Raw genomic sequence first — 12088 nt, 5'->3', positions numbered from 1 at the left:
ATGCTGATGTGCAAATGTGCAGATTTAATTGGGATTGACAAAGTGTTTTGCTAAAATAATTAGTAATATTGTTTTGTTAAATATGAAAAAGAAAATAGACCTGGAGCTAACATCACCTGAAAAGCAGATACTTAAAAAAAGCAATATTACCCAAAAGAGTTTTGCTGATTTGGCTGTTGATGAAATTATTGCTGTACTAAATCCCGAACCGCAACGTGCTAGAATAATACAGGCTTTGTATGAGTTTCAATCCATACCATCAATAGGGATAAGGTTTGCGCATGATCTTATATTTTTAGGGTATTATCAACTGGCTCATGTCAAAGATAAAAATGGCCCGGATATGTTAAACGAATATGAGCATAAGATCGGATATAAGGTAGACCCATGTGTTGAAGATCAGTTTTGGCTGGTGGTTTATCACGCCAATCATCCACAAAGCAAAAACCAATGGTGGGATTTTACTGCAGCGCGTAAAGCTTATCGTAATAAATATGGGTATCCAAATACGCGGCCTAAATAAAGCGCTGTAAAATCCTCGCCAAATCCGCTATTCACTCCTCAAACTCTTTACCGGGTTGGCTATCGCGGCTTTTATCGCCTTAAAACTTATGGTTGCCAGCGCAATTATGATTGAAGCCATGCCGCCGGCAGCAAATAGCCACAAGCTAATATTGATGCGATAAACGTAAGCCTGCAGCCATTGGTGCATATAATACCAGGCAATAGGCGCGGCAATGGCAAAGGCTATTGCAATAAGCGCCATAAATTCTTTTGAAAACAAGTAAACAATATTTGCAACGCTTGCACCAAGTACTTTACGGATACCAACTTCTTTTACCCGCTGCACGGCCATAAATGAGGCTAAGCCATACAGGCCAAGGCAGCTCAGGAATATGGCAATGGCCGCAAAAATTTTATACAGGGTTGCCAGCTGGGTTTCCTGTTTATAAAAGTTCGCGATCTTTTCATCCAGGAACTTGTACTCGTAAACAAAATCGGGGAATGTTTTATCAAATATCTTTTTAACCAATGGTAGTGTAGCTGTAAGGTTTGCAGTTGTCAGTTTTATGCCCACCTGGTTGTACATGGTATTATTAGTGGTGATGAGTAATGGTGCAAGTTCGCTGCGGAAGGACCGGTCGTGGAAATCTTTTAATACGCCAACAACGGGTCCTTTAATCTGGTCATGCCAGGTGGTCATGGGCTTGTTCAAGATATCCTCCGGGTTTTTTATGCCCAAAGTTTTCACCAGCGACTCGTTTACCAGGAACTCGCCCGATGTATCAGATGGTCTCAGGTTTCTGCCGGCTACAAGCTGCAATTTGTATACGGACAGGTACTCGGGGTCGGCAAATTTGGTAATAACCTGGAAATCAGTTTGTTTTATTGCGTTGTTGTATTTGATAATGCTCCACAAATCGGTGCCATTCTCAATGGGGGTATTTGAACTACAGCTAACCGCCTGCACCCCGTTTACCAACATTAGCTGTTTCTTTAAATAATCTACCCTGCTTAGGCGAAGGCTATCTACACGGAAAGGAACATTAATGATGGCGTCTTTATCAAAGCCCAGCGGCTGGTTCATAAAATAATCCATTTGCCTGACGATGATGAGCGTACCGATGATGAGCGCCTGCGCGATGATAAATTGAAAGACAACCAATCCCCGCCTTAATGAAATGCCTTGTGTGTTTGAAGTGAGCTTGCTTTTTAAAGCATTAACCGGGTTAAACCGGGATAAAACAATAGCAGGATACAACCCGGCGAGTGCGGTTACCCCAACGGCTACAGCCAGAAGAAATAAAATCAGGGCCGGATCGGTAAGCAGGTTAAATGAAAGCGAAAGTTCTAAAAGCTGGTTAACATAAGGCAATGCAAGGAGGGTAATAACTATTGCAAATAGGATGGCCCCGGCAACTATTAAAAATGTTTCGACGATGAACTGAAGCTGCAATTGCGCTTTATTACTCCCCAAAACCTTCCTGACGCCTACCTCCTTTGCGCGGTTAACGGCTTGCGCGGTAGATAGGTTGACAAAGTTTACACAGGCAATTAACAGGATGAACGCGGCGATGAGCCACAATACACTAAGCAGCTGGTGGCTGATAATTTTGTTACTGTAATTACTAACCCGGGTGTCATAATGTACCGCGTTTAAGGGCTGTATAAAATGATTATCGGTATTGCCGGGAGATTCCACCTTGCGGCAATAGGTTTTTAACTGCTGATTAAAATTAGCCGCAGAAGTACCTGCCGGCAGCAAAATATAACAGCCAAAACCAGCCACATTCCCATCCCAATCGGTTGATTTTGACAGGTAATCCCCGGTAAAACCTGTTCCATAGGACACCACAACTTTTAGCTGAAAATCTGTATTTGCTGGTATGGTTGCCAGGATGCCTGACACCTTTAATACGTTGGTGCCATGCTCGAACATATAGCCACCCATTTCCAGTTTAATGGTTTTGCCCATTGCTGTTTTCCAGTCGCCGAAATATTTTTCAGCGGTCTCTTTGGTAAGGATCACGTTGTCCGGATCATTCAACGACGTATATGAGCCTGCAAGCAAAGGAAAATCAAATATTTTAAAGAAAGCAGAGCCCATGTAAAATACGCCGTGCTGTTCTTTAAATGCTTTTTCGGTACGGCCATTATTATCAAGGATCAGGAGCTGATCATCATGGCTGGCAAAAATTGGCGCTACCTGCTCTATCTGGGGGAAAGAACTTTTTAACCCTACCGGCAGCGGGAAAGGAACGCCTGTCTTATATGCAATATCTCCTGATTCTGCATAATGAAACTCGGTTAAAATACGATAGGCGCGGTCTTTCTTCGCGTGAAAATTATCATAGCTTGTTTGAAATTGTATAATGATAAATATCACCATACAAACAGCAATACCCACGGCCAGGCCGGTAATATTAATGGCAGCATAGCCTTTATTACGCATCAGGTTGCGCCGTGCTATTTTGAAATAATTTTTAAGCATACTATTACGGTTAAATTTGTAATGAGGCCACCTGGGGGTGGTTTCATCATTCAAACTTACCGGCGTTAATAAGGCAGGACTGCCCAAGTTATAAGATGGGTGCTGTTTTTTTAAATCATTTTTATATTCCACCGGGCTTTTCCCGGTTACCTGCCTGAAAATGCGGTTAAAACTGCTTTGTGAATTGAACCCCGATTCGAACGCAATGCCAAGAAGCGTAATATGGTCATAGCCAGGGTCCTGCATTTTGCGGGCCGCTGCCTGTACGCGGTATTCATTTATAAAATCGGTAAAGCTTTTTTTAAGCACCGTATTAATTATGCGTGATAATTCATGGGTATGCAGGCCAAGCTTCGCGGCGAGCGAACTCAGCGTTAATTCCGGATCATCATAATAATGGTTTTCTTTAACAACTTTTTTTAACCAGGTCCCCTTTTCCCTAAGTGCTGTTGGTAGTAATGGTTTTAAAACCGGCAGGGCACCTGCTACCGCGCCAATTTCAGGCTTTAATAAAGCCCTTGCCGCCATCAGCATGAGTAATGATAGCAACAGGAGATATAAGGGGTAGTAGACTCCTGAGTCCGATTGATAAAAATAAGCTGCAGTGGTAAGTGGGATCCACATCAGCCATACAAGCCCGAAACCTGAAAGTAAATTCTGCAGCTGGCGCAAGCCGTGCCGGTAACGGTCGCCGCTGGTAAATTTTTGCTGTTCGTAAAATTCTGCTATCAATAAGCGGCACCGGTACAGGTAAAACGCTACCGAAATAAATGCCAACAGGTGCAATACCGGGTTTAATGACTGATATACCGGCGTATCGTAAGTTGCAGTGCCCGTTTTTATACTTTCGGCGGTCGCTAAGATATATGTGCTTAGCTCCAATACCAATGGGCTGAAATGCAACAGGCCCCTGCGCCGGAACGTGTAATCAGGCCGGGTTATTTTAAACACATACAAGAAAATAAACGGACCAAACGCCAGCGAGAATTGAAAAGGAAGGTGGCCCCATAAAGGGATATAGGCGTTCAGCCCAATATCAATTGCCACTATCCGGCTTATCCATAAAACAGCAACAGCCATTGCCAGGGCCAGGTAATGATTGGCCGACCGGTTGGCTTTCCGGGCGAACCAGAGCAGCAAAATAAAAGTAATGCCAACGCATAGCATCCCAAAGAATGCGATATCATAAAGGCTAATATGAAGTGTATAGGATTTCAAGCAATTATGTAGACAAGCATTATTCCAAATCTATAAAACATTAACAGATAAAAGATTAACGGATATGTTAAATGAATAGTGTGTCAAAACCGTACGGATAACGTACGGTTTTGGATGGTGGACAGCCGCTGATAGGGTTAAAATAGAACAAGGCAGAATGCTTGGTTACATTTTTAGGAAATATTGGTATCTATCCGGGTAATAATGGTGTAGATTTGGGTAAATAAGTAAGATGGCAGGCAATAAAAAACTTAATTTAGAATGGATACCTGAGGCTTATTCCGCGAGCGAAAATGTAGTGCCTAAAAAGGACATATCGGAAAATCGCGATAGCAAATATCTTATTGTAAGATCGAAAAATAAAGGCGGTAAAAAGCCTAAATAAAAGTTTTGTCATTGCGATTGCCACATTGTTTCTCATAACAACTTGGTTAAAACAAAAAGAGCAGCTGTTAATTAAAACAACTGCTCTTCCCAATCGCGTTTAGCGAATAATTATAATTTGATCTCTTCGTCCTTTGATGAGAAAAAGTGGAACTCGGTTATCTGGTAAGCAGGGTTGCTTTTCACTTTTATCCACTGGCCATATTTGAAGAACCATTTAACCTGTTTGGTCATAATAAAACCCTGGCGAATGTAAGCTTCGATATATGGATGCACACAAAGGGTAATTCCTTTTTCGTTTTGCTCGGTTAGCACGTAATTGAAATTGTTCTCTATATCATCCAGCAATAAAATGCTTGGGCGGATAGTACCGGTGCCATGGCAAGCAGGGCAAACCTCGGTAGTAACAATGTTCATTTCGGGGCGCACACGCTGGCGGGTAATCTGTACCAGGCCAAATTTACTTGGAGGTAAGATGGTATGCTTGGCACGGTCCAGCAGCATTTCGGCACGCAGGTAATCAAACAGGTCCTTACGGTTGGTTGGTTTGTGCATATCGATAAAATCGATCACCACAATACCGCCCATATCGCGCAAACGTAGCTGACGGGCAATTTCTTTAGCTGCTTCGCGGTTTACCTGGTAGGCGTTCTCTTCCTGGTTTTCTTTATTGGCTGTACGGTTACCGCTGTTTACGTCAATAACGTGCAGGGCCTCTGTATGCTCAATAACCAGGTAGGCACCGCCGGCAAGGTTTACTGTTTTACCAAAAGCGCCTTTTATTTGCTTGTCTACACCAAAGTGTTCAAACAAAGGTTCTTTATGCTTATGCAGCTTTACGATGCTTTCCAGGTCGGGCGAAATGTCTCTGACATATTGCTTAACCTCTTCATACAAGGTATTATCATTAAGGTAGATATTCTGGAAATCGGGATTCAATATATCCCTGAGGATAGTTGAAGTACGGCCAATTTCGCCTAAAACTTTCTTAGCCGGCTCTACCGAAGGCAGGCGGGTCATGAAGGCTTCCCATTTCGATATCAGGTCAAGCAGGTCCTTTTGCATTTCTGCAACGCCCTTACCTTCTGATACGGTACGGATAATAACACCAAAGTTTTTGGGCTTAATACTCTCGATAATTTTGCGCAAGCGATTGCGCTCCGTGTTGCTCTTTATCTTTTTAGATATCGATATAACATCAGAGAAAGGCACTAAAACTACATACCTTCCGGCTATAGACAGGTCTGAACTTAAGCGGGGGCCCTTTGTTGATATAGGCTCTTTGGCTATCTGTACAGGTATAAGCTGGTTTTTGGTTAATAAATCAGAGATCTTTCCTCCCTTGTTTATATCTTCCTCCAACTTAAAATTGTCTAAAAGCTTAGACTGGTAACTTCCACCACGCACTTGCTTAGCCAGCTTAAGGAGCGTTTGCACCTGCGGGCCAAGATCAAGATAATGCAAAAATGCATCCTTCTCATAGCCTACATCAACAAAAGCAGCATTTAACCCGGGCATGATCTTTTTGATCCGGCCCAGGTATATATCACCAACAGTATAATTGTTGCTGATCTGCTCTTTATGTAGTTCTACAAGCTGTTTATCCTGTAATAATGCTATAGTAGCCCCGTTAGGGGATGAATCGATAATTAATTCTTTTATCAACTGCTACTCCATTTCTTTAACAGTATCCCGATATATACGGGAACTGAATTTTTACTATAGGGGTAAAAAACATACTGTAAGCGCCTTTAAAACGCTAAAACTCAGAAAAATAAGGTGCTAAAAAGCAGAGCCTATTTTTTCTTATGCCTGTTTTTTCTTAGACGCTTTTTGCGTTTGTGGGTAGCCATTTTGTGTCTTTTACGTTTTTTACCGCTGGGCATAATGATAATTTTTTAATGTGTTAATTTTTTAATTCCTTAATATACTGGTCAATGCGCTGACCAAAAACCGGGTCGGGCATCAATTCCTTGCATTTTTGATAAGCTGCAATAGCTTCTGGTTTCTGGCCTAACTGCTTATACGTTTCTGCCAGATAAAAGTATGACTCAAAATCAGGTTTTTTTGAAATAACCGTCTTAAAGCGTTGTACCGCCTTGTCATACTGGCCTGATTTCATCGAAAACAAACCCAAATTAAGGTTCGCGTTAATGTTTTCAGGGTCTTGTGCAATAACCTCGCGTAATAGGGCTATACCCTGCATCGGGCTTGCCCCGCCGTTTACATAAGCAACACCTAAACCGGTTTTGCCTTCAAGGCTTTCTGGTTTAAGTTTTAATGCGTTTGTAAACGCCTCGACAGCACCTGTAATAAGTGCCGGTGTTACCGCGGTGTCCTGCGTTATTTTAAAAGCATCGTTAAAACGGTTGCCCGCTTTTAACCATGTATCAAAGCTGTTTTCCTTTTGGGCAACGGCCTGGTAGTAAAATGCTGCCGGCGCCGGTTGATTTACATCATCCCAACGGGTAGCTAACTGTTTTTCAAGCGGAAGTTTCGCTGCATCATCTGATGCATTTGCTAACTGGCCCTCCAGTTCATTTATCTTAGCCGATAAAGCCGGGCCTATGGCCGTCTTAGCCGGTTCTGATACAGTAGCCACAGTAACATTTGATACTGCTTTACCTGCCGGGACAGCCTGAGCGGTATCATGTGTTTGGCTTGCTTTTATTAAACCTTTTACCGGTAATGAATACAAATAGCCCATAATAGCCACTATGGCTACACCTACAACTATTTGTTTTTTATTCATTTGATAAATTATGCTTTAGCTGCTTTGTTACCTGTTTTTACTTTCTCAACAAAAGTTTTAGCTGGTTTAAAGCTCGGTACAAAATGCTCAGGGATGATTATAGCAGTGTTTTTTGAAATGTTACGCGCAGTTTTTTTAGCTCTTTTCTTAACAACAAAACTACCAAACCCTCTCACATAAACATTTTCACCACCAACCATTGAGTTTTTAATAACCTTAAAAAATGCCTCAACTGTTTCTTGTACATCAACCTTCTCAATTCCTGTTTTAGATGAGATTTCAGTTATAATTTCTGCTTTAGTCATATCTGATTTTACTTTACTTTATTTGTAATTACTTAACTTATTTGGGGTTGCAAAAGTATTGCTTTATTACTAAAGATCGAAATAATTAACATATTTTTTTTCTGCAGCGTAAAAAGTACTACATAATCTTTACAATCGTCACACATTTAACTACTTAATCCTATATTTTTGCGACACATGGATTTTTCTGCTGAGCTTGTAAAATGGTATAGTGAAAACAAGCGCGACCTGCCCTGGCGCCATACCACTAATGTCTATATTATTTGGCTGTCTGAAGTGATATTACAACAAACACGGGTTGAGCAGGGCCTGCCTTATTTTAACCGCTTTGTTGAAGCATACCCTACTGTAAATGATTTTGCCGCGGCTGATGAAACCGAGGTGTTAAGATTATGGCAGGGCCTGGGCTATTATTCGCGGGGGCGAAATATGTTAAAGACCGCCCGCATTGTGCAGCGGGAATATGGTGGTAAATTCCCGACAAAGTACGACGAACTGATAAAATTAACCGGTATTGGCGAGTATACCGCAGCCGCGATAGCGTCGTTTGCTGCCAACGAGGCGCGGGCGGTTGTAGATGGTAACGTTAACCGGGTTATTGCCCGGTATTTTGGTATTGGCGAGCCTATTAATAGTACAACAGGTAAAAAGATCTTCCAAACCACAGCAAATGATTTGCTTAATAGGAAAAATCCGGCATTGCATAACCAGGCCATGATGGAGTTTGGGGCAATGTTATGTAAGCCCAAAAACCCGGCTTGCGGAATTTGCCCGGTGCGGACAGGATGTTATGCATTTACACATAATGCAACCACAGCCCTGCCGGTAAAAATTAACAAGGTTAAAATAAAACAGCGCTATTTTAATTACTTTTTAATTACTGATGGAGATACCATTTTAATGAATAAACGCGCAGAGAACGATATATGGGCCAATATGTATGACCTGCCAATGATTGAAACACCAGCGCCTTTTACGGTTGCCGAACTATTAATTATTCCGGATGCTGTTAAATATTTTGGAAAGGATATTAAAATAACCGGCGTTTCTGAATTTAAAAAGCACGTGTTAACCCACCAGCACTTGTATATACGTTTTATAAATTTAGCTATACAATCTACAGCAGTAATGCCAAATTGGGTTTTCATAAAAGTAGAAAATTTAAGAAAACTGCCAATGCCAAAGCCCATTTTTATATTTTTAGATAATTTTTTAAATTAGAAATAAATATTTACTTTTATACCCGACTATAATAATCCCGTTGATTTAACCTATGTCTGGAATAAATAAAGTAATATTAGTTGGCCATTTGGGCAAAGACCCGGAAGTGCGCCAATTAGAAGGTGGTGTATCTGTTGCAAGTTTCCCTTTAGCTACATCTGAAACCTTTAACAAGGATGGTAAGAAGGTGGAGCAAACGGAGTGGCATAATATAGTACTGTGGCGCAGCCTTGCTGATGTAGCTGCTAAGTTTTTGCAAAAAGGCAAATTGGTTTATATTGAAGGCAAATTGCGCACCCGAAGTTTCGAGGATAAAGAAGGCGTTAAAAAATATACTACCGAGGTAGTTGCCGAAAACTTTACCATGCTGGGTCGTAAAACAGACTTTGAGCAAGAAACATTCCCCCGTAACGGGATTAAAAGTGAAGAGACAGCGGCAAGTGATGAGATAAATTTTTAGCCCCTAATTATAAATTTAATACAAAGCCCCCGATTTATCGGGGGTTTTTGTTTGCAATATAATTTAAAGCTATCCCGGCTAAATCTGCATTACATTAACCGAATGTTCAGATAAATAAAATGAGCCGGCTAAATTTGCGTTAAATTAGTATTTTTAAAGGAATATACCGGGTGCTTCCATACACCTGCAATCTGCTGTCTATATGAAAAAGAAACTTGTTTTACTGCTTATTTGTGTTTCATTTATAACCATAACCCATGCCCAGGTTGCCGGCAGGACATCGTTTATAAAAGATAGCATTGATGTTTATATAAACCGGGCACTAACCAACTGGCGTATCCCCGGCGTTGCTGTTTGTATTGTAAAAGACAATAATGTGGTGCTGATGAAGGGTTACGGCATTAAAGAGCTTGGCCTGCCCGAAAAAGTTGATGAGAATACCTTGTTTATGATAGGTAGCAATACCAAAGCATTTACCGCTACCGCGCTGGCTATGCTGCAGGATCAGAAAAAACTATCGCTGGACGATTATGTAACTAAATATATCCCCACTTTCAGGCTTGAAAACAAACCGGCAGGCGAGATGACTACCATCCGCGACCTGTTATGCCACCGTTTGGGCTTTAAAACCTTCCAGGGCGACTTTACTTTCTATAACACTGATCTTACCCGGGCGCAGATCATCGATCGCCTGGGGCGCATGAAAGCGGCCTATCCGTTCAGGACAAAATGGGGTTATACCAATGCGGCTTTTTTAACGGCGGGAGAAATTATCCAGCGGGTTACCGGGCAAACCTGGGAAATGTATCTAAAGCAAAACATTTTTGCACCGTTGGGGATGATGAATACACTTGCGCTAACAGCCGATATGCCGAAATCATATAACAGAACGGTAGCGCATACGTTAGTTGATGAGCGCCTTAGCGCCATACCATACGGCCAGTTGGATGGATTGGCCCCCGCGGCAAGTATCTCATCATCTGTAAATGATATGAGTAAATGGGTATTGGCCTTGTTAAATAATGGTAAGGTGGGTGTACGACAGGTAATACCGGATGCGGCAATATTAGCGACCCGTGCACCACAGGATATTGTGGGAAGCATACGCCACTTAAACGGCGAAACTAATTATGAACTTTATGGACTGGGCTGGTTTTTGCAGGATTATGCGGGCCACCGCATTGTGATGCATGATGGCGGCGTAAGTGGCTATGTATCGTCGGTTACTTTAGTGCCCCAAGAGCACCTTGGTATTATCATTTTAACCAATACAGACCAAAATGCATTTTATGAAGCGTTGCGATGGGAAATTATGGACGCTTATTTTAAACTACCCTACCGCAATTACAGCGAAGCTTATTTAAGCTCTTTTAAAAGCAATATGGCGGCCGAGCAGAAAGTGTATAAAACCTGGCGCGATTCGGTTGCTTTAAACCTGCAGCCCGCGGCGCCAATAGCTAATTATACCGGCAAGTATGTTAATGAGTTTTATGGCAGTATGGTTATTAGCCAGGGCGAAAACAACGACCTGGAAGCGCGGTTTGAACATCACCCTAAAATGTTTGTGAAACTACAACCTATTGGAGGGCACCGGTTTTTTGCAACTTTTTCAGACCCGATATATGGCAAAACGGTTTTCCCGTTCAGTTTTCAAAATGGGAAAATTACCGGTGTAAAAGTTAAAGTAGCCGATTTCGTGGAGGCTGACCCGTACGAGTTTAAAAAGGTTAATTAACGGGATTAATTATTAAAACCCTGTAAACTTATCTTGTATATAACTACAGTATTGGCTGCTACAACGCCATTTCCGGTGTTGGCATAACCCAACCCCGAAGGCACATATAAAGTTATTGAGCCCCCTTTTCCAATTTTAGGGACGCCAATTTGCCAGGCATCTATACGGTCTTTAAGCGCGGAATAAAAACTTGGAAACGAATCCAACGCTACATCATCAAGGCTATAAACAGTATAACCAACGCTTATGTTCGAGTTTATAGTTGGATGCGCGCCTGTACCCGGGTTAGTGATCTCATAGTATAGGCCCGATGGGTCTTTAGCAGGAAGTGGAAGGCCCCTTATTAAAAAATAATCATGTATTGCCTGATCGTCAATTACGGCCTGTTTGGCAGCATCAAATACGGTATCATCAACTATTTTACGGCATGAGGATAAAGCAATGGTAAAAAGGCAAATAAATAAAAAATATTTTTTCATGTTCATGATTTTCATTTCAGAATATAAACGCAATAACTTTGTTTAGTTAGAAAAACCGTTTAAATCTACAGTATAATAAAGTACCGAATTAGGAGGAACATCGCCAGAGGCGACGCTACCGTACACAAGCCCTGATGGCGCTATTACAAGGATACGGCCGCCGGTACCTATTTTAGCTATAGCAATTTGTAACGCCTTTACATGCGAACTTAATTGGGCGGTGTAACCATCAAGTTTACCAACAGAAACAGAACTAAGATACATGCTGGTATAAGTAACTTTTACTGATGAGCTGGTTGTTGGGTGTGGTGTTGTGCCGGGTGTAACTATTTGATAATAAATTCCCGAAGCGTCCTTTGTAAATGTAAGTTTATTGGCCGCTATATAAGCCTGTATTTTGGCATCATCGGTACTGGCCTGCGTGGTAGCCAAGCCGGAAACAGTATATTTTTGGCATGACGATAAACCAACAATTAACAGGGTAACTAATATAAAATATCTTTTCATTCGGGATTTTTTCTTTGCAACTATACCTAAAAAAA

At 41.6% G+C, this 12088-nt stretch carries 10 protein-coding genes; 4 read left to right on the top strand and 6 right to left on the bottom strand.

Translation table 11 applies throughout. The features are described 5' to 3' along the window. Positions 1 to 82 precede the first annotated feature (82 nt). Positions 83 to 523 (top strand): helix-hairpin-helix domain-containing protein, encoded by a 441-nt coding sequence (locus ABIB50_RS04470; protein ID WP_429377607.1) that lies wholly within the window; start codon positions 83 to 85, stop codon positions 521 to 523. 27 nt (positions 524 to 550) lie between these two features. Here the strand turns inward: ABIB50_RS04470 and ABIB50_RS04465 are convergent, their stop codons facing one another. The 4 genes from ABIB50_RS04465 to ABIB50_RS04450 form a co-directional block, all read right to left on the bottom strand. After that, complete coding sequence (locus ABIB50_RS04465; RefSeq protein WP_429377606.1) at positions 551 to 4210, bottom strand: ABC transporter permease; 3660 nt, start codon at positions 4208 to 4210, stop codon at positions 551 to 553. A 495-nt stretch (positions 4211 to 4705) separates the two neighbouring features. After that, positions 4706 to 6259 carry an Rne/Rng family ribonuclease gene (locus tag ABIB50_RS04460; RefSeq protein WP_429377604.1) on the bottom strand — a complete coding sequence of 518 codons (1554 nt, stop codon included), beginning with the start codon at positions 6257 to 6259 and terminating at the stop codon, positions 4706 to 4708. Between the two features lie 241 nt (positions 6260 to 6500). Then, entirely contained in the window at positions 6501 to 7346 is an 846-nt protein-coding gene (locus ABIB50_RS04455; protein WP_429377603.1) for a tetratricopeptide repeat protein, read from the bottom strand. 8 nt (positions 7347 to 7354) lie between these two features. Further along, positions 7355 to 7651: an HU family DNA-binding protein gene (locus tag ABIB50_RS04450; RefSeq protein ID WP_429377602.1), complete on the bottom strand. Its 297-nt coding sequence runs from the start codon at positions 7649 to 7651 to the stop codon at positions 7355 to 7357. 177 nt (positions 7652 to 7828) lie between these two features. On the opposite strand from ABIB50_RS04450, the gene mutY reads away from it, so the two are divergent. The 3 genes from mutY (at position 7829) to ABIB50_RS04435 (ending at position 11067) form a co-directional block, all read left to right on the top strand. Further along, complete coding sequence (gene mutY / locus ABIB50_RS04445; RefSeq protein ID WP_429377601.1) at positions 7829 to 8872, top strand: A/G-specific adenine glycosylase; 1044 nt, start codon at positions 7829 to 7831, stop codon at positions 8870 to 8872. Positions 8873 to 8924: 52 nt separating this feature from the next. After that, positions 8925 to 9332: a single-stranded DNA-binding protein gene (locus tag ABIB50_RS04440; RefSeq protein ID WP_429377599.1), complete on the top strand. Its 408-nt coding sequence runs from the start codon at positions 8925 to 8927 to the stop codon at positions 9330 to 9332. A gap of 202 nt (positions 9333 to 9534) precedes the next feature. Beyond that, positions 9535 to 11067: a serine hydrolase gene (locus ABIB50_RS04435; RefSeq protein WP_429377598.1), complete on the top strand. Its 1533-nt coding sequence runs from the start codon at positions 9535 to 9537 to the stop codon at positions 11065 to 11067. A gap of 5 nt (positions 11068 to 11072) precedes the next feature. Here ABIB50_RS04435 and ABIB50_RS04430 read toward each other — a convergent pair whose 3' ends face one another. Together ABIB50_RS04430 and ABIB50_RS04425 are read right to left on the bottom strand one after the other, a co-directional pair. Continuing rightward, positions 11073 to 11546: an FKBP-type peptidyl-prolyl cis-trans isomerase gene (locus tag ABIB50_RS04430; RefSeq protein WP_429377597.1), complete on the bottom strand. Its 474-nt coding sequence runs from the start codon at positions 11544 to 11546 to the stop codon at positions 11073 to 11075. A 42-nt stretch (positions 11547 to 11588) separates the two neighbouring features. Beyond that, positions 11589 to 12053, bottom strand: a complete 465-nt coding sequence (locus ABIB50_RS04425; protein WP_429377595.1) for an FKBP-type peptidyl-prolyl cis-trans isomerase — start codon at positions 12051 to 12053, stop codon at positions 11589 to 11591. Positions 12054 to 12088 lie beyond the last annotated feature (35 nt).

The sequence above is a fragment of the Mucilaginibacter sp. UYCu711 genome, assembly GCF_050433825.1.
Taxonomy (GTDB): domain Bacteria; phylum Bacteroidota; class Bacteroidia; order Sphingobacteriales; family Sphingobacteriaceae; genus Mucilaginibacter.
The sequence above is the reverse complement of the archived record's forward strand: the minus strand, read 5'-3'. Positions and strand labels throughout refer to the sequence as shown.